Source organism: Micromonospora sp. NPDC051196, assembly GCF_040682415.1.
Classification (GTDB): domain Bacteria; phylum Actinomycetota; class Actinomycetes; order Mycobacteriales; family Micromonosporaceae; genus Micromonospora.
The window spans coordinates 47,687-66,353 of the sequence record NZ_JBFBAY010000010.1; the positions used below are offsets into that span (position 1 = coordinate 47,687).

Sequence of the window (18,667 nt, forward strand, 5' to 3'; positions counted from 1 at the left end):
TTGCTCCGTTCTCGTCGTTTCGGGTCACAGCCGGCCCGCCCGGCGTTCGGTGGCCAGCAGCCAGACCAGATAGCCGCCGCCGAGCACGCCGGTCACCACACCGACCGGCAGTTGGCTGGGGAAGGCCCGCAGGGCCACCTGGTCGGCGACGACGATGATCAGCGCGCCGATGATCGCGGCGGGCAGCAGGTTGGTGCCGGGTGCCCGGGTCAGCCGCCGGGCCAGGTGCGGGGCGGTGAGCGCGACGAACGACACCGGGCCGGCGGCGGCCGCCGACAGCGAGACCAGCAGCACCGCCGTGGCCAGCAGCAACATCCGCAGCCGGGGCACCGGTACGCCCAGCCCGGTGGCCGTGTCGTCGCCCAACTCGGTCATCCGCAGCGCCGGTCCGCAGGTCAGCAGCACCGGCAGGGCGACCGCGAGGGCGGCCAGCAGCGGCGCGGCGTCGGACCAGCCCCGACCGTCCAGGCTGCCGGTGAGCCAGAGCACGGCCCGGGCCGCCTCCATCAGCGGGGCGCGCGTCAGCAGGTAGCCGTTGACGCCGGTGAGGATGGCCGACATGCCGATGCCGACCAGCACCAGCCGGTAGCCGTGCACGCCGCGTCGCCAGGCGACCAGGTAGATCAGCAGGCCGGTGAGTACGCCGCCGATCGCGGCGGCCCCGGCCAGGGCGGCGCTGCTGCCGCCGACGACCACCACGATCAGCGCGCCGGTCGCCGCGCCCTGGGTGAAGCCGAGCACGTCCGGGCTGCCCAGCGGGTTGCGTACCAGGGCCTGGAACACCGCGCCGGCCAGGCCGAGCGCGGCTCCCACCGCCAGCGCGGTGACCAGCCGGGGCAGGCGCAGTTGGGTGACGATGAAGTCCTCGGCGGGACTGCCGCCACCGGTCAGGGTGCGCAGCACGTCGGCCGGTGACATCGGATAGTCGCCGTGGCCGACGGCCAGCACGCCGACGGCGAGGGTGAGCAGCACGCCGGCCGCCCCGACGGCGAGGGCGCGGGGGTGCAGCCGCAGCGAGAGCCGCCCGGGTACACGAATCACGATCATGGGCGGGCCGCCCTCGTCCGGGTCACCAGCCAGAGGAACAGCGGACCGCCGAGCACGGCGGTGACCAGCCCCACCTGCAACTCGCCGGGACGACCGAGGACCCGACCGGCCACGTCGGCGCCGAGCAGCAGCACCGGCGCCAACAGTGCGCAGTACGGCAACAGCCAGCGCAGATCCGGCCCGGTGACGGTACGCACCAGGTGCGGCACCAGCAGCCCGACGAAGACGATCGGCCCGCAGGCGGCGGTGGCGGCGCCACAGAGCAGCGTGATGGCGACGATCACCGCAGCCCGGATCAGCGCCGGGCGGGCACCCAGGGCGCGGGCGGTGTCGTCGCCGAGGGCCAGCGCGTTGAGTGGTCGCGCGGCGGCCAGCGCGGCCAGCAGGCCGACCGCGATGAACGGCAGCACCCGCCGCACGGTGGCGTCGTCGGCGCTGGCCAGCGAGCCGACGGTCCAGAACCGCAGCCGTTGCAGCCCGGCGGAGTCGAGCAGCATCACCGCGCTGACGTACGAGTACAGGGCCGCGTTGAGCGCGGCGCCGGCCAACGCCAACCGGGCCGGCGTGGCGGTTCGGCCACCGCCGACGGCGTACACGCCCACGGTGACCGCGGCGGCGCCGCCGAGGGCGAACCAGACCTGGCCGGTGCCGCCGCCCACGCCGAACAGCAACGAGGCGGTGGCGATCGCGGCGGCGGCGCCGGCGTTGATGCCGAGCAGACCGGGGTCGGCGAGGGGGTTACGGGTCAGCGCCTGCATCGCCGCGCCGGCTGTGCCGAGCGCGGTGCCGGCGAGCAGTCCGAGCAGCGTCCGGGGCAGCCGCATCTCGTGTACCACGGCGTAGTCGGCGACGCCGGGATCGGTGAGCGCCGGCCACACCTGAGCCAGGGGGATCGGTTTGGCGCCGACGGCGATGCTGAGCACCACCACCGCGACCAGAGCCAGCGCGGCGGCGACAAGGCCGGCGGCACGTGACGTGACGCGACGCGACCGAGGCGGTGGTGCGGTCCGCGTTGGCGTCTCAGGTGGTGGCGACTCGATGACGGACAGTGTGGGCTCCAGTGCGGTACGAAACGCCGGACGAGGACTTGACAGCCAGTTAGGTTAGGTTAACCTAACGCCGGCTGTCCATCGCCACCTATGAACTTGATCGGAAGACCACACCATGCCTGATCCTGTTTCCGTACGCCGCCTCTCCCGTCGGGGCCTGCTCGCCGCCGGTGGCGCCGCCACCTTCGCCGCCCTGCTCGCCGGATGCGGCCGGGACGAGGCCGCGAACCCCGGCAGTGGCAACAGCTCCGGACCGTGGTCGTTCACCGACGACCGCCCCGAGGCGATCACCGCGCCGACCCGGCCCGCCCGGGTGGTGGCCTTCACCGGCTCGGCCGCCGCGCTTGTCGACTTCGGACTCGGCCGCGAGGTGGTCGGCGTCTTCGGCGAGACGAAGAAGGCCGACGGCAGCAAGGAACCGCAGGCCGGTGACCTGGACGTGGAGAGCGTGGAGATCCTCGGCAACGTCTGGGGCGAGTTCAGCGTCGAGAAGTACGCGGCGCTGCGCCCGGAGCTGCTGGTTACGCACATGTACGACCCGGGCGCCTACTGGTACGTGCCGGACGAGAGCAAGGACAAGATCCTCCCGCTGGCGCCGGTGGTCACCATCACCACCGCCCGCGTCCCGATGACCAAGCCGATCGAACGCTACGCCGCACTCGCCGAATCCCTCGGCGCCGACCTGTCGGCGCCCAGGGTCACCGACGCCAAGGCCCGCTTCGAGGCCGCCGCCGAGGCGGTACGCCAGGCGGTCAAGGCCAACCCGGGCATCAAGGTGCTGGCGGCCTCCGGCAGCCCCGACCTGTTCTACGCCTCCAACCCGAAGGTCAGCACCGACCTGATGTACTTCGCCGAACTGGGCGTCGACATCGTGGTGCCCACCAAACTGGAATCCGGTGACTACTTCGAGGCGCTCAGCTGGGAGAACGCCGGCAAGTTCCCGGCCGACCTGATCCTGCTCGACAACCGCAGCACCGCGCTGCAACCGGCCGACCTGGCCGCCAAGCCCACCTGGAAGCAGTTGCCCGCCGTGCAGGCCGGCCAGGTGACCCCCTGGGACGCGGTGCCCCGCTTCTCGTACGCCGGTGCCGCCCCGCTGCTCGAAAACCTCGCCAAGGCGATCCAGGGCGCGAAGAAGCTGACCTGACCCGCCACGGGCGACCGGCGTGACCCCGACCCGCCGGTCGCCCGCCCCACCACCCTCATCTACCGCGAACCCGCCGCGCGCCGCGCCGGCGGCGGGTTCCGGCTGCCCGGAAAACCGATCCGCCGAGCGTGGAGGACAGTTCATGACCCTGCCGGTGCACACCGCGACACCGCCGACACCCGCCCGAGCCCACCTGCTGCACGACGGCACAGTCGACGACTACCGTGCCGCGGTGACAGCCGGTGCCGACCGGGTGGCCCGGCGGGTCGCCGAGGCGGCCGGCCCGTTCACCGGCGTACGTCCGGAGCAGTTGGCCCCGCTGGTGGACGCGATCGACCTGGACCGGCCGCTGCGTGACACCACCGCCGCCCTGGACGAACTCGACGAGGTATACCTGCGCGACGCGGTCTGGTTCCACCACCCGCGCTACCTGGCCCACCTCAACTGCCCGGTGGTCATCCCGGCCCTGCTCGGCGAGGCCGTCCTCAGCGCCGTGAACTCCTCGATGGACACCTGGGACCAGAGCGCCGGCGGCACCCTGATCGAACGACGCCTGATCGACTGGACCGCCGCCCGGATCGGTCTCGGACCGGCCGCCGACGGGGTGTTCACCAGCGGCGGCACCCAGTCGAACCTGCACGCTCTGCTGCTGGCCCGGGAGGAGGCCCTGGCCGGGGCGAACCCGACCGACCGGCGGATCCTGCTGCCCCAACTGCGGATCATCACCTCGGCCGCCGGCCACTTCAGCGTGCAGAAGGCCGCCAAACTGCTCGGCCTGGCCCCGGACGCGGTCGTGGTGGTGCAGACCGGGCCGGACCGGCAGATGCGTGCCGGTGCCGTCCGCCACGAGATCAGCCGCTGCCGGCGCGTCGGGCTGACCGTGCTGGCGGTGGTCGCCACCGCCGGCACCACCGACTTCGGCACCATCGACCCGCTCGACGAGATCGCCGAGGTCTGCGCCACCTCCGGCGTGTGGCTGCACGTCGACGCCGCGTACGGCTGCGGGTTGTTGGTCTCGCCGACCCGCCGGCACCTGCTCGACGGCATCGAGCGGGCCGACTCGGTGACCGTCGACTACCACAAGTCCTTCTTCCAGCCGGTCAGCTCCAGCGCCGTGCTGGTCCGCGACCGGCGTACGCTGCGGCACGCCACCTGGCACGCCGACTACCTCAACCCGGCCCGGATGGTCGCCGAACGCATCCCCAACCAGGTCGACAAGAGCCTGCAGACCACCCGCCGCTTCGACGCCCTCAAGCTCTGGCTGACCCTTCGGGTGATGGGCCCGGACGCGATCGGCGAACTGTTCGACGAGGTCTGCGACCGGGCCGCCCAGGCGTGGCAGCTGGCCTCCGCCGACCCTCGGTTCGAGGTGCTCACCCGCTCGGCGCTGAGCACGGTGGTGTTCCGCTGGCGGCCCGCCGGCACCGCGGCGGACCTCGCCGACGCGGCGAACCTGCACGCCCGGTCGGCGCTGGCCGCCTCCGGCCTGGCCGTGGTCGCCGGCACCAGGGTCGACGGCCGGCAGTACCTCAAGTTCACCGTGCTCAACCCGGCGACCAGCACCGACGACGTGGCGTACGTGCTCGACCTGATCGCCGAGCACGCCGGCCGGTACGCGCACACCCACGCCGTGTCCACCGCTGACCTCACCTGCCCGGTGGGCTGAGCATGCCGACGCAGCACCCGAGCCTGGAGGACCGGATGGAAAGCCACGACTTCATCGGGATCGGCCTGGGCCCGTACAACCTGGGCCTGGCCTGCCTGACCGCGCCGATCGCCGAACTCGACGGACTGTTCCTGGAGGCCCGCGACGACGTCTCCTGGCACCCTGGCATGCTGCTGGAGTCGTCCCGGTTGCAGACCCCGTTCCTGGCCGACCTGGTCACCCTGGCCGACCCCACCTCGCCGTACTCCTTCCTCGCCTACCTCAAGGAGATCGGCCGGCTCTACCCCTTCTACATCCGGGAGAGCTTCTTCCCGCTGCGCGCCGAGTACGACGCGTACTGCCGGTGGGCCGCCGCGAAGCTGCCCAACCTGCGCTTCGGTCACCAGGTGACCACCGTCGAGTACGACCCCACGAACGAGCAGTACGTGGTGACCGCCAGCGTCGGCGGCGACACCGTCACCCACCGGGCCCGGCACCTGGTGCTCGGCACCGGCACCCCGCCGCACCTGCCGGCCGCCTGCGCCGGACTGAACTCCGACGCGGTGCACAACTCCCGCTACCTCGAACACCGCGACGCGCTGCGGGCCAAACGCAGCATCACCATCGTCGGCAGCGGACAGAGCGCCGCCGAGATCTACCACGATCTGCTCACCGACATCGACTCGTACGACTACCAGCTGAACTGGGTGACCCGCTCGCCCCGGTTCTTCCCGCTGGAATACACCAAGCTGACCCTGGAGATGACCTCACCGGATTACGTGGACTACTTCCACGCCCTGCCCGAGGACACCCGCTACCGTCTGGAGGCCGAGCAGAAAGGGCTGTTCAAGGGCATCTCCGCCGACCTGGTCAACGACATCTTCGACCTGCTCTACGCCACCAGCGTGCACGGCCCGGTGAACACCCGACTGCTGACCAACACCGAGCTGACCGGGGTCGACTACGACCGGTCCAGCGGCCGGCACACCCTGCGGCTGCGCCATGTCGAGCAGGGGCGGGACCACACCCTGGACACCGAAGGGCTGGTGCTGGCCACCGGCTACCGCTACCAGGTGCCCGCCTTCTGCGACCCGATCCGCGACCGGCTGCGCTTCGACGGCCACGGCCGTCTCGACGTGGCCCGCAACTACAGCGTCGACCACACCGGGCGCGGCATCTTCCTGCAGAACGGCGGTACGCACACGCACAGCATCACCTCACCGGATCTCGGCATGGGCCCGTACCGCAACGCCTGGATCATCCGTGAGCTGCTCGGTCGGGAGGCGTACCCGATCGAGAAGTCGATCACCTTCCAGGAGTTCGGGGTGCCCGCGTGAGCGACACCGTGCACACCCGGATCGATCCACGGCTGGGTGAGTTCGCCCTGCGTACGCTCGACGTGGCCGCCGACGGCCCGCTGCTGCACCGTTGGGTGACCCATCCCAAGGCGGCGTTCTGGCTGATGCAGGACGCCGACCTGGCCGCAGTCGTCGAGGAGTACCGGCGCATCGCCGCCCACCCGCACCACAACGCCTTCCTCGGGCTGTGGCGCGGCGAACCGGCGTTCCTCGCCGAACGGTACGACCCGGCCCAGGTCGAGTTGGTCGGGCTCTACGACGTCCAGCCCGGCGACGTGGGCATGCACTTCCTCTGTGCGCCCACCGAGACCCCGGTGCACGGCTTCACCCGTGCCGTGATCACCACCGTGATGTCCTGGCTGTTCGCCGACCCCACCACCGTCCGGGTGGTGGTCGAACCGGACGTGCGCAACACCGCCGTGCACGCCCTCAACGCGGCCGTCGGCTTCGAGGCGATCGGTCCGATCGCCAAGCCGGAGAAGCAGGCGCTGTTGAGCATCTGCACCCGACAGCGGTTCATCGCCGCGACCCGTAGCGAAGGAGCAACGCTGTGACCACCACCGATCTGGTCGCCCACCTGCGCCCGCAGACCTGGGAGCGGGCCAACCGGCTGCTGGTGCGCAAGGCCCTCGCCGAGTTCGCCCACGAGCGGCTGATCACCCCCGTACCGGACGGCCCGGTCGCCGACCCCACCGAACGCCGGTGGTATGCGGTGACCAGCGACAGTGGCGCCGTGCGCTACCGGTTCAGCGCCCGGCTGCGCACCCTGGAGCACTGGGATATCGACCCGGACAGCATCACCCGGCACCGCGACGGGGAGCCGCAACCGCTCGACGCCGTCGACCTCTGCCTGGACCTGCGTGACTCGCTCGGACTCACCGACCGGATCCTGCCGGTCTACCTGGAGGAGATCAACTCCACCCTGGCCGGCAGCGCGTACAAGCTGGACCGGGCCCTGCCGACAGCGGCCAAGTTGGTCGAGGCCGACTTCCAGACCGTCGAGACGTCGATGACCGAGGGGCATCCCTGCTTCGTGGCCAACAACGGCCGCCTCGGCTTCGGCGTCGACGAATACCACCGCTACGCCCCCGAGGCCGCCCGTCCGGTACGGCTGATCTGGCTGGCCGCCCACCGCGACCACGCCACCTTCACCAGCGCCGCCGACCTCGACTACGACACCCTGGTCCGCACGGAACTGGGCGAGGCGACCCTCGCCCGCTTCGCCGACGCCCTGGCCGCGCTCGACCTGGACCCGGCCGACTACCTGCTCATTCCGGTGCACCCCTGGCAGTGGTGGAACAAGATGGCGGTCACCTTCGCCGGTGAGGTGGCCCGCCGCCGCCTGGTGTGCCTCGGCGAGAGCGACGACGACTACCTCGCCCAGCAGTCGATCCGCACCTTCTTCAACGTCAGCGCGCCGCACCGGCACTACGTCAAGACCGCGCTGTCCGTGCTGAACATGGGTTTCATGCGGGGCCTGTCGGCGGCGTACATGGAGGCCACCCCGGCCATCAACGACTGGTTGGCCGACCTGATCGCCGCCGACGAGGTGTTCCAGGCCACCGGCCTGACGATCATCCGGGAGCGGGCCGCCGTCGGCTACCGCAACCGGCAGTACGAGGCCGCCACCGACCGCTACTCGCCGTACCGCAAGATGCTGGCCGCGCTGTGGCGGGAGAGCCCGGTGCCCACCCTGGCCCCCGGTGAACGGCTGGCCACCATGGCCTCGCTGCTGCACGTCGACGCCGACGGCCGATCCTTCGCCGCGGAACTGATCACCGCCTCCGGGCTGGCACCGACCGAATGGCTACGCCGCTACCTGCACGCCTACCTCACCCCGCTGCTGCACGCCTTCTACGCCTACGACCTGGCGTTCATGCCGCACGGCGAGAACGTCATCCTGGTGCTGCGCGACCACGCCGTACAACGGGTGATCTTCAAGGACATCGCCGAGGAGATCGTGGTGATGAGCACCGAGGCGACCCTGCCACCGGCGGTCGAACGGATCCGGGCCGAGGTGCCGGAGGACATGAAGCTGCTGTCCATCTTCACCGACGTCTTCGACTGCTTCTTCCGCTTCCTCGGCGCGCTGCTGGCCGACCAGGGTGTGATCGACGAGGAGACGTTCTGGCGTACGGTCGCCGACTGCGCCACCGACTACACCGCCCGGGTGCCGCACCTGGCCGACCGGCTGGCCCGCTACGACCTGTTCGCCCCCGAGTTCGCCCTGTCCTGCCTCAACCGGCTGCAACTACGCGACAACCAGCAGATGGTCGACCTGGCCGACCCGTCGGCCGCCCTGCAACTCGTCGGCGCCCTCACCAACCCCATCGCCCGATTCGCCAAAGGAGTAGGCCGATCATCCGGTGACCGTCCGTAGTGGGTGACGCCACAATTGGGCCGTGGTCGACTCCGAGGGCACCCGCGAGCCGTTGGTGCTGCGCTACGAACCGGTCACTGGTCCGGTCTCGAACCTTTTCGTCGAACTGCAACAGGACGCCGAGTTGCAACGACTCTTCGTTCAGAATCCCGCTGCCGTAATCTCACGGGTGCAGGGCCGCGAGCTGCCACCGCAGCAGGTGTCCGAGGCCAACGAGGTGCTCTTCGAGATTCTGGGTAACCAGGCATTGTTGACCTGGCTGCAGGAGTACATGGCCGAGGAGCGGACCTTACCGCTGTCTCGTACGCAGTTCATCGACGACTTCGGCCGGGCATTGCTGACCCACGGCGGCGACAGCCCGGCTGCCGCACGGGTCCGCGACGCGATCCTCGCCGGCGAGCAGGTCACCCTCGGGGACAGCCCGCACTCCTTCATCACACACAGCGAGGTTATCGGGTCCCACCTGCTGTTCTCCACCGATCAGCAGAGTCATAGTCACAGCCACACCGCCCAGTCCGTCTCGGCGGACGGCCATCCGAATCTGCTCTCCGACCTACGCTCCACCACGAACTTCGAGCAGCATTCCCAGACCACCTCACCTGCCACCAGCAGGGGCTCTGGGCAGGATCCGATCGACCAGACGCTGGTCAGCCCCGAATTCATTCGAGGCACAGTGGACGCTCTGGTGCGGCACGCGATCGACGTTCGTAATGCCGGACTGCGGGACACGCCGGGTGGCGGGTGAGCGTGTCGGACACCGGCCCAGAGCGCCACGTCTTCCGCGGCCCACGCACCTTGTCAATCATGCCGACCTTCGCCTGCCCGGCGGCCTGCGGGGAGTGCGGCACCCTGTCGAGCCCGCGTGACCGCACCACCCTGGACCTCGCGAGCATGGTGGCGGCCATCGACGAGGCGAAGGATCTCGGCTTCCACAACGTGGTGTTCACCGGCGGGGAGGCCACCCTGCGCTGGGCGGACCTGCTCGCGGGTGTCGCGCACGCCCACCGGCGCGGACTACCGGTCCGGCTGGTGACCAACGCGCACTGGGCGTTCGATCTGGCCCGCGCGCGGAAGAAGATCACCGGGCTGATCGAGGCCGGACTCGACGAGATCAACTACAGCAGCGGTGACGAACATGCCCGGTTCGTGCCCGTCGACCGGGTCGCGTACGCCATTGTCGCGGCCTGCGAACGGTCCCTACCTGTGCACGTGATGGTGGAACTGAAGAACGGCAACGCCGTGACGCGGGACCAACTGCTCGACCACCCCGCCCTGGCGCGGCTGTCCGCCAACCAGGCGGCGCACCTCACCGTCAGGTCGAGTCCGTGGATGCCGCTGAGTCCGATGAAGTATCACCGGTATCCGCCTGGCCTGACCGTCGACCACAGCAACATCGGTCTGCGGCCCGGCTGCGACAGCGTGTTGCAGACATACACGGTGCAGGCAGACGGACGGATCGGTGCCTGCTGCGGCCTCGGGCTGCGTCGAATCGACGAGCTGAACGTGGCCCGGGTCGACCAGCCGAGTCCACTGCGTACCGCGATCCGTGAGGCCGAACAGGACTTCCTCAAGCTCTGGATTCACTATGAAGGGCCGGAGCGGGTGGTGGCGTGGGCGGCCGAACGGGATCCCTCGATCAAGTGGGAAGGCCGTTACGCACACCACTGCCAGATGTGCCAGCGGTTGTACCACGACGAGGCGATCCGAGCGGTGCTGCGCGAGCACTGGCAGGAGGCGATCAGCCAGGTCCTGCAGAGCGCCTGGTTCGACGAGGTGCTGGCCCGTACGGTGTTGCGTGCACGACCCGTTGATGCAGCCGGCTCGTAGCATTCGCCCAGTGCTCAGCTGCCCAGGTCCGCCAGGTCGCGGTCGAGTAGCTCGGCGAGCAGGGTGTGTCGACCGGGGTCGTTGTCGACGGTGATGCCCCGGCTGGGCATCTCCACGGTCATCAGCAGGTGCAGGTGCATCCGGTACAACGCCAACCGCCGGCGTACCCCGGCGTCGAAGACCAGCGGTGTGCCGGCGGTCTCGGCGTAACCGCGCAGGAACGGATGCGCCGGTTCGTCCTCGGCGCGCCGGAACAGCAGCGGGGAGACCAGGTCCAACACCGGGTCGCCGTAGAGGAACCGCTCGCCGTCGACCAGCCCGCACATCCGGTACGCGCCGCGCTCGTCGGGCGCGGCCAGCACGTTGCCGTCCCAGCCGTCGAAGTGCAGCAGGGCGGGTCGGCGTACCTGGTCGAGCCGGTCGGCGTGCCGAGCCACCAGGGCGCGGAACCGCTGCGGCGGCGCGGGGAGGGTGACCTGCCAGTCCGCAGCGTCGGCGAGCAGATCCTCGATGATCGCCGTGAACGCCGCCGACCAGGTGGAGTCCCCGGTGCGGCCGGCGTCGTAGCCGAACCGGTCGCCGGTGATCCGGTGCAGGGTGGCCATCGCGGCGCCGAAGTCGTAGCGCGCGCCCTCGTCGGCACCGTCGAGGTCGGGCAGTGCCCGGCCGGGCAGCCGGCCGGTGACCAGCCATTCGCCGAGTCGGGCGTCGCGGCCGTGGTGCAGCACCGGCGGTACCGGCACCTGCGGCGCCCGCGCGGCGACCAGCCGGAAGTAGCGGGCCTCGGCGGCGAGCATCCCGGCCTCGTAGCGCAGCAGCGGCACGTGCGACGGCGGCCCGACCTTGAGGACGACGTCCCCGCCGTGGTCGAGGCGCACCCACCAGACGGTGGCGAAGCCGCCGCCGGCCAGCGGCCCGCAGTCGACCACCTGCCGTTCATCGCCGAACGAGGCGGCGATGCAGTCGGCCACGTCGTCGGGGGAGAGGACCTGCTGGGTGGGGCTCAGCGGTGGCACCGGCACAGGGTATCCGTACCGGTGTCACCGCGTCGCCGCTCAGTCGTCGGTCACCACACCGGTCAGCACCGGTGGTAGCACCGGCCCGTCCGGTTCCTGGTCGAAGTGCAGTTCGATCCACTCGTCCGGCTCGGCCACCGAGTCGGTGATCGTCGGTACGGTGATCTCAGCGACGACCGCGTCCGGGGCGAGTTCCATGTACGGCACCAGCCAGGTCTGGGACAGCGGCCGTTCGGGCTCCACCGGCGAGTACGCGTGCTCGGTGAACCAGTCCGGATCGACGTCCATGGTGGACAGCTCGGGGCCGGCGGTGGGTGGCTGCGGCCAGGCGATCGCGAAGATGCCCTGTTCCGTCGGCGCGGACGAGGTGAAACGCCAGGTCAACGTCTCGCCCTCGGTGACGCGCTGGGCGGGTTCGACCGTGATGGTCGGCACCGGATCGTCATTGAGCACGTCGAGGCCGCCGATGTAGCTGCCGACCACCATGCCCCGCTGCGCCTTGGCGGTCAGCAGATGCCGCTCGGTGTAGTTCCACAGCGCGTCCCCGACCACCTCGGCCGGCACCCGGATGCTGCGCTGACCAGGCCGGACGGTGGCCAGCCAGGAGCGGCTGACGAACATTTCATCGGTCAGGTTCAGTTGTACCGTCGCGCTGCCGCGTCCCGTGATGGTCACCGGGATCTCGTGTGTCTTCGTGCCGGAGTCACCCTCGGCCACCTCCAGGGCGCCGATGTCCAGCCGAGGTAGGCGGAGGGCACTCGGGTCGGGTGTGCCCGGCTTCCAGCCCCAGGCGTCGAGCAGCCATGCCTGCCCGGTCGCGGTGCGTGGAGTGACCTCGATGGCGGCCAGCCGTGCCGGTGCCCCCTTCAGCGGCACCCGCACCTCCTGCGCCCAGTACGAGGTCGTGTTGCCGGTACCGGGCAGGCCGTCGATCCGGACCTCGCCCAGTCGGCTGCGTCGCCCGTCGGTGCCGACGACGGTCACCTTCAACCGGGTGCCGGTCGTGTTCGGCGGGACGATGACCCGCAGCGCGAGGTCACGGGCACCGGCGACGGACACCGGCCGGGATGCAGCCAGCCGCATCGGTTTGTCGGCACGGGACCAGGTCAGCTCGGCCGCGTACCGGTCGGGCTCGGGGATGTTCCAGAAGAAGGGCGTGAAGTGCGCCAGAAGGGCGTTTCGGTCCGCCGGGTCGAGACAGGACCGTTCGGCGTCGTCGGTGACCTGGTCACAGATCCGCGCCCCGCCCGACAGCCGCGTCGACGCATCCGGGGTGAGCACCGGCGTGCGGTTGCCGCCGAGGGCGTGGCTGAGTACCCGCGCCGGGTCGGCCGAGGGCGCCCGCCGACCGGTGCCGTCGAGCAGCGGCCGGACCCGGTCGTCACCACCGACGAAGAGCCGCGCGGCGGCGGCGATGTAGGTGGCGCCGACGGTCTGCTGCTGGGCGGCGGTGAGTCGGGTCGGCATGCCCGGTGAACAGACCGGATCCGGCTCGTCGTCGCTGGTGTAGAAGTCGTCCCAGGACGGTGCCGCCGACTGTCCGGGCGTCCATTCGGTGTTGAAGTAGTTGTGGTTGGCCCCGATCACGTACAGCGCGCTGCGCAGTGCGCGACTGGGGCTGAGCCCGCGTGTCGCGTCGACGAACATCTGACCCTGCTGGTCGAAGACGTCACCGTCACAGCCGGGCAGGATCGTCACCGAGGGAACGTCCGGCACCGGGTTGTGCCCGAAGAGGGTGGGACCGATCAGCAGCATGCCGCGTACGGTCCACCGAATTTTGCCGGGATAACCGTCCTGTGCCCTCGGCGGTGGGGTGAGCGAGTCCATCGCCGCCCGGCTGACCCCCTCGCCACCACGGGAGTGACCCATCAGGAACACCTGGGACAGGTCGGCCCGGGGCGCGGCCCGCACGATGGCCGGCGCCCCGGCACGACCCGCACCGGCCCAGTCGGCCCACTTCGCCAGGTGCAGCCGCACGAGCGAGGATCGAGCCTGGGCGCCACCGTCGGCGACGGCCCAGTCCTGGCCGTTGATTCCGTTGGCCGAGATGGAGACCGTCACATAGCCCTGCGAGGCGAGCAGCCGCTGTGCCTGGAGGTAGCCACGGTGGCTCGGGATGGGATCGGAGCCGGTCGGGCACGGCCACTGCTGGGGCACCTCCTCGTCACCCCGGTAGCAGACGGTGTGGCGGCCGTGCAGGAACAGGGCCAGCGGCCGAGCTCCGGAGGCGCCCTGCGGCGCGACCACCACGGCGCGCATCTCGACCTTCTCCGCAAACTCCGGCAGGGTGATCCCGGGCAGGTCGTACTCGCCGGTGATCTGCCGGTACGGTCCGGGCCTGCCGGGATCGACGGGGCCGGCGGGCTGCGGGGCCGCCACGGCGGCGACCGGTCCCGACCGACGGGCGCGCTCGCGCGGGGCCTCCGCGTCGATCCGCCTGCCGCCGACCCGCACCGCGAGTTCGTCGGGTTTGACCGGCCCGGTCAGCGGGAGGCTGAAGGTCCGGCCGTCCGGGTGCGGGCGAGCCGGGCCGAGACGCCGCTGGCCCGACCAGAATTCGACGGCAGCGTTGCCCATCGGCACCGGTTTGGCCGAGCGCCAGGTCAGCTCGCCTTCGGCCAGCGACCAACCCTCGACGGCAGGCCGGGGAGCGGGCCTTTCGGGTGGATCAGCAGCCACCGGCCCGGCGGCTCCGGTCACCAGCGCCACCGCAAGAGCAGCGGAAATCAGGAGTCTACGCATGTGACTATATCTATCCCATTCGCGCAAATCGCGTGGGGATGGTCAGTCAGTCCGGCGGCGGTCCGGAGCTGTCCCGGCGGACCAGTTCGGCGGCGAGTGACTCCACCCGAGGTCCGGCGGAACCACCGTCGAGGGCCAGCGCCATCGCCCGGGCACCCATCTCGACCAGGGGCAGCCGGATCGTGGTCAGCGCCGGGGTGACGTCGCGGGCCATCGGCATGTCGTCGAAGCCGAACACACTGACCTGCTCGGGCACCGCCACCGATCGGGAGCGCAGCAGCGACAACGCGCCGATGGCCATCGAGTCGTTGAGCGCCGCGATCGCGGTCAGTCCGGGCTCGGTGTCCAGCAGGGCGGCGGTGGCTTCGGCGCCGCTGTCCCGGTCGAAATCGGCGTACCGGACGAGATGCTCCGGCAGTTGCCGGCCGTGTTCGGCGAGCGTCTCGCGCAGCCCGGTCAGCCGGTCGCTGGTGGTGGTCAACACCCGTGGCCCGGCCACCACCCCGATCCGCTGGTGACCGAGCCGGCAGATCTCCTGGCCGAGCAGCCGGGCGCCGCCACGGTTGTCCGGCATCACCGCGTCGCCGGAGTGCTCGTGACGGCCGATCACCGCGACTCGCCCCCCGGTGGCCTCGTACGCGGCCAGCTTCCCGTTCAGCAGCGTCGTGAAGTCGGGATCGTGGTAGCCGGAGCCGGCCAGGATGATGGCGGCCACCTGCTGCCCACGCAGCAGTTCGACGTACTCCAGCTCCCGATCCGGGTCCCGGTAGCTGTTGCAGATCATCAGCAGCCGCCCCTGGTCCGTGGCGACCCGTTGCAGCCCTCGGGTGATCTCGGAGAAGTACGGGTCGGAGACGTCGTGCACGATCACGCCGACCGCACCGCGATGCGATCGGGCCAGCAGTTGGGCGTGGGCGTTGGGTACGTACTGCAACTCGGCGACGGCCCGCAGGACCCGTTCGCGCAACTCGTCGGTGACCGGCTTGCTGCTGCCGTTGATCACCCGAGAAGCCGTGGCGGGGGAGACTCCCGCCCGCCGCGCCACATCGGACAGCGTCGCCACCGGCGTCCCCTCCCGTGTCGCGTCGGCCGCGCCTGCGACGGCCAGCGTCACCGTACCGCAGGGGGTGCCTTCCGCCGCCGCTGCATGGTTCGCGCAGGTCACACCGGGAGATAGGCCCGGTTCGGCCGGTTCGTGCTGACGTGCTGCCGTCGGACGTTCGCAGTTGCTGCCAACAGGAAAGCCCTTGCCCGGAGGTTCCCGCTCACCCTAGGCTCCTCCTAGGAAAGCGCTTACCTGATCTCGTTGCGGAAGGACCCCCTCATGACCCGCAGGTCGATCGGCATCATCGTCAACGGCGTCACCGGCCGGATGGGTTACCGGCAGCATCTGGTGCGTTCCCTGCTCGCCATCCGGTCCGCCGGTGGTGTGCCGCTGGCCGACGGCACCACCATCTGGCCGCACCTGGTCCTGGTCGGACGCAGCGAGACCAAGTTGCGCGAGATCGCCGAACGACACGGTCTGGACGACTGGACCACCGACCTGAGTGCGGCGTTGGCCCGCGACGACGTCGAGATCTACTTCGACGCCCAGGTCACCCAGCAGCGGGAGAAGGCGATCCGGGCGGCGATCGAGGCCGGCAAGCACATCTACACCGAGAAGCCCCTCGCCGAGGACACCGCCGCCGCGCTCGACCTGGCCCGCGCGGCCCGCGCCGCCGGCGTACGCACCGGGGTGGTGCAGGACAAGCTGTTCCTGCCGGGCCTGCGCAAGCTCAAGCGGCTGCTCGACGGCGGCTTCTTCGGCCAGGTGCTGTCGGTGCGTGGCGAGTTCGGTTACTGGGTCTTCGAGGGTGACTGGCAGCCCGCCCAGCGCCCCTCCTGGAACTACCGGTCCGAGGACGGCGGCGGCATCGTGGTGGACATGTTCCCGCACTGGCACTACGTGCTGGCGGAGCTGTTCGGCGAGGTGCGTTCGGTCTCCGCCACCATCGCCACGCACGTCCCGCGCCGGGTCGACGAGGCCGGCAAGCCGTACCATGCCACCGCCGACGACGCCGCGTACGCCGTTTTCGAACTGGACGGCGGGGTGATCGCGCAGCTCAACTCGTCGTGGGCGGTGCGGGTGTTCCGCGACGAACTGGTGGAGTTCCAGGTCGACGGTACCGAGGGCAGCGCGGTGGCGGGGCTGCGTCGCTGCCGGGTGCAGCACCGGGCGGTCACCCCGAAGCCGGTGTGGAACCCCGACCTGCCGGTCACCGAGGACTTCCGGTCACAGTGGTCCGAGGTACCGGACAACGAGGACTTCGACAACGGCTTCAAGGTGCAGTGGGAGGCGTTCCTGCGGCACGTGGTGGCCGGTGAGCCGTTCCGGTGGGACTTCCTGGCCGGCGCACGGGGCGTGCAGCTGGCCGAGTTGGGTCTGGTGTCGGCCCGCGAGGGCCGCCGCGTCGAGGTGCCGGAGCTGGGCCTGTGAGCGGCACGACGGTCACCCTGCCCGGCGGGCGGCGACTGCGGCTGGGCGGCGGCACCGGACATCCGCGCCCCGACGGCCCGCCACGCAGCCGGATCGCGTACGCCGCCGCGCACGTGGTGGCCGATCCGAGCGCCGACAACACCCCGGGCACCTCGGCAGTGCTTGACTGGGACCGCACCCTCGCCTTCCGTGAGCACCTCTGGTCGTACGGCCTCGGGGTGGCCGAGGCGATGGACACCGCGCAGCGCGGCATGGGCCTGGACTATCCGACCACCCGGGAGCTGATCCGCCGCAGCGCGGCGCAGGCCCGCGCGGTCGGCGGCCGGATCGTCGCCGGGGTCGCCACCGACCAGCTTCCGCCCGGCCTGGCCACCCTGGCCGAGGTCACCGCCGCCTACCGCGAGCAGCTCGCCGACGTGCAGGCCGCAGGGGCCGTGCCGGTGCTGATGTGCAGCCGTCACCTGGCCGCCGCCGCCCGGCATGCCGAGGACTACCTGCGGGTGTACGACGACCTGCTGACCGCCGCCGACAGCCCGGTGGTGCTGCACTGGCTCGGCCCGATGTTCGACCCGGCGCTGACCGGCTACTGGGGCTCGACCGACCTGGACCTGGCCGCCGACACCGTCGTCGAGCTGCTCAAGGCCCACGCGTCGCGGGTGGACGGCATCAAGATGTCACTGCTCGACGCCGGCCGCGAGGTGGCGTTGCGGCGGCGGCTGCCCGCCGGGGTGCGCCTCTACACCGGCGACGACTTCAACTATCCCGAGCTGATCAGGGGCGACGACACCGGGCACTCCGACGCGCTGCTGGGCGTCTTCGCCGCGATCGCGCCGGCCGCCGCCGCCGCGCTGGCCGCCCTCGACCGCGGCGACCTGGCCGGGTACGACGAGATCTTCGCTCCGACCGTGCCGCTGGCCCGGCACCTGTTCGCCGCACCCACCTGGTACTACAAGACCGGCATCGTCTTCCTCGCCTGGCTGACCGGCCACCAGGACCACTTCACCATGGTCGGCGGTGTGCAGTCCGGCCGGTCCCCGGTGCACCTGGCCACCCTGCTCACCCTCGCCGAGGCCGCCGGTCTGCTACCCGACGCCGACCTGGCCGCCGCCCGCGCCCGGGCCTACTTCACCGTGGCGGGGGTGACCCAGTGACCGGCGACCGGGCGGCGCTGCAACGCTTCTCCCTCAACCAGGCCACCACGAAACACTGGCCGCTGCCCGACGTGGTGGCCGGCTGTGTGGCCGCCCGGGTGCCGGGCATCGGCCTGTGGCGGGAACCGGTCGCCGAGTACGGCCTGGCCCGTACCGCCGAACTGGTCCGCGACGCGGGGCTTGCGGTGACCACGCTGTGCCGGGGCGGCTTCTTCACCGCCGACGATTGGCGCGACGAGAACCTGCGCGCCATCGAGGAGGCCGCCACCCTCGGCGCACCCGTACTGGTGCTGGTCTCCGGCGGGCTACCGGACGGCAGCAAGGACATCGACGGGGCCCGCGCCCGGGTGGCCGACGCGATCGCCGACCTCGCCCCGCACGCCGACGCCGCCGGGGTGCGACTCGCCATCGAGCCGCTGCACCCGATGTTCAGCGCCGACCGGTGCGTCATCGCCACCCTCGGTCAGGCCCTGGACATCGCCGAACGGTTCGACCCTGAGGTGGTCGGCGTGGTGGTGGACGCCTACCACGTCTGGTGGGACGACACGGTGTACGCGCAGATCGCCCGGGCCGGGGAGTGGATCGCCTCGTTCCAGGTCTGCGACTGGATCACCCCGCTGCCCGAGGGGGTGCTGCTCGGCCGGGCGCTGCCCGGCGACGGCTGCATCGAGCTGCGCCGGCTACGCGAGGCGGTCGACAAGGCCGGCTACACCGGCCCGATCGAGGTGGAGGTCTTCAACGCCGACGTCTGGGCACGCCCCGGCCACCAGGTGCTCGCCGCCGCTATCGACGGCTACCTGCGCGAGGTAGCCTGATCGTGCAGGGGCGA

Annotated in this window: 15 protein-coding genes; 10 read left to right on the forward strand and 5 right to left on the reverse strand. The window is 71.1% G+C overall.

Translation table 11 applies throughout. From position 1 onward, the window contains the following. Positions 1-24 precede the first annotated feature (24 nt). Positions 25-1,047: an iron chelate uptake ABC transporter family permease subunit gene (locus AB0M35_RS19655; RefSeq protein WP_363746987.1), complete on the reverse strand. Its 1,023-nt coding sequence runs from the start codon at positions 1,045-1,047 to the stop codon at positions 25-27. Beyond that, positions 1,044-2,141 (reverse strand): iron chelate uptake ABC transporter family permease subunit, encoded by a 1,098-nt coding sequence (locus tag AB0M35_RS19660; RefSeq protein WP_363747182.1) that lies wholly within the window; start codon positions 2,139-2,141, stop codon positions 1,044-1,046. Before AB0M35_RS19660 ends, AB0M35_RS19655 begins: the two co-directional genes overlap by 4 nt. A gap of 70 nt (positions 2,142-2,211) precedes the next feature. On the opposite strand from AB0M35_RS19660, the gene AB0M35_RS19665 reads away from it, so the two are divergent. The 7 genes from AB0M35_RS19665 (at position 2,212) to AB0M35_RS19695 (ending at position 10,453) form a co-directional block, all read left to right on the forward strand. Then, positions 2,212-3,243: an ABC transporter substrate-binding protein gene (locus AB0M35_RS19665; protein ID WP_363746988.1), complete on the forward strand. Its 1,032-nt coding sequence runs from the start codon at positions 2,212-2,214 to the stop codon at positions 3,241-3,243. Positions 3,244-3,385: 142 nt separating this feature from the next. Then, entirely contained in the window at positions 3,386-4,909 is a 1,524-nt protein-coding gene (locus AB0M35_RS19670; protein ID WP_363746989.1) for an aspartate aminotransferase family protein, read from the forward strand. A 35-nt stretch (positions 4,910-4,944) separates the two neighbouring features. Beyond that, positions 4,945-6,225, forward strand: a complete 1,281-nt coding sequence (locus tag AB0M35_RS19675; RefSeq protein WP_363747183.1) for a SidA/IucD/PvdA family monooxygenase — start codon at positions 4,945-4,947, stop codon at positions 6,223-6,225. Next, positions 6,222-6,800: a GNAT family N-acetyltransferase gene (locus tag AB0M35_RS19680; RefSeq protein ID WP_363746990.1), complete on the forward strand. Its 579-nt coding sequence runs from the start codon at positions 6,222-6,224 to the stop codon at positions 6,798-6,800. The genes AB0M35_RS19675 and AB0M35_RS19680 overlap by 4 nt, the downstream gene beginning before the upstream one ends. Next, a complete protein-coding gene (locus tag AB0M35_RS19685) occupies positions 6,797-8,626 on the forward strand; it encodes an IucA/IucC family siderophore biosynthesis protein (RefSeq protein ID WP_363746991.1) in 1,830 nt (609 codons plus the stop codon). Before AB0M35_RS19680 ends, AB0M35_RS19685 begins: the two co-directional genes overlap by 4 nt. 22 nt (positions 8,627-8,648) lie before the next feature. Then, positions 8,649-9,371, forward strand: a complete 723-nt coding sequence (locus AB0M35_RS19690; RefSeq protein WP_363746992.1) for a hypothetical protein — start codon at positions 8,649-8,651, stop codon at positions 9,369-9,371. Positions 9,372-9,430: 59 nt separating this feature from the next. After that, positions 9,431-10,453, forward strand: coding sequence for a radical SAM protein (locus AB0M35_RS19695; RefSeq protein WP_363746993.1), 1,023 nt, complete (start codon positions 9,431-9,433; stop codon positions 10,451-10,453). A gap of 14 nt (positions 10,454-10,467) precedes the next feature. Here the strand turns inward: AB0M35_RS19695 and AB0M35_RS19700 are convergent, their stop codons facing one another. The 3 genes from AB0M35_RS19700 to AB0M35_RS19710 are packed head-to-tail and all read right to left on the reverse strand — an operon-like array spanning position 10,468 to position 15,274. Continuing rightward, positions 10,468-11,469: a fructosamine kinase family protein gene (locus tag AB0M35_RS19700; RefSeq protein ID WP_363746994.1), complete on the reverse strand. Its 1,002-nt coding sequence runs from the start codon at positions 11,467-11,469 to the stop codon at positions 10,468-10,470. 39 nt (positions 11,470-11,508) lie between these two features. Beyond that, a complete protein-coding gene (locus AB0M35_RS19705; protein WP_363746995.1) occupies positions 11,509-14,211 on the reverse strand; it encodes a hypothetical protein in 2,703 nt (900 codons plus the stop codon). 46 nt (positions 14,212-14,257) lie between these two features. Beyond that, entirely contained in the window at positions 14,258-15,274 is a 1,017-nt protein-coding gene (locus AB0M35_RS19710) for a LacI family DNA-binding transcriptional regulator (protein ID WP_363746996.1), read from the reverse strand. Positions 15,275-15,535: 261 nt separating this feature from the next. On the opposite strand from AB0M35_RS19710, the gene AB0M35_RS19715 reads away from it, so the two are divergent. From AB0M35_RS19715 to AB0M35_RS19725, 3 genes are read left to right on the forward strand one after another with little or no spacing between them, the layout of a single operon-like run. Beyond that, positions 15,536-16,687, forward strand: a complete 1,152-nt coding sequence (locus AB0M35_RS19715; RefSeq protein ID WP_363746997.1) for a Gfo/Idh/MocA family oxidoreductase — start codon at positions 15,536-15,538, stop codon at positions 16,685-16,687. Beyond that, positions 16,684-17,838 (forward strand): dihydrodipicolinate synthase family protein, encoded by a 1,155-nt coding sequence (locus AB0M35_RS19720; RefSeq protein WP_363746998.1) that lies wholly within the window; start codon positions 16,684-16,686, stop codon positions 17,836-17,838. The genes AB0M35_RS19715 and AB0M35_RS19720 overlap by 4 nt, the downstream gene beginning before the upstream one ends. Beyond that, complete coding sequence (locus tag AB0M35_RS19725) at positions 17,835-18,653, forward strand: sugar phosphate isomerase/epimerase family protein (RefSeq protein ID WP_363746999.1); 819 nt, start codon at positions 17,835-17,837, stop codon at positions 18,651-18,653. Before AB0M35_RS19720 ends, AB0M35_RS19725 begins: the two co-directional genes overlap by 4 nt. Positions 18,654-18,667: the final 14 nt, after the last annotated feature.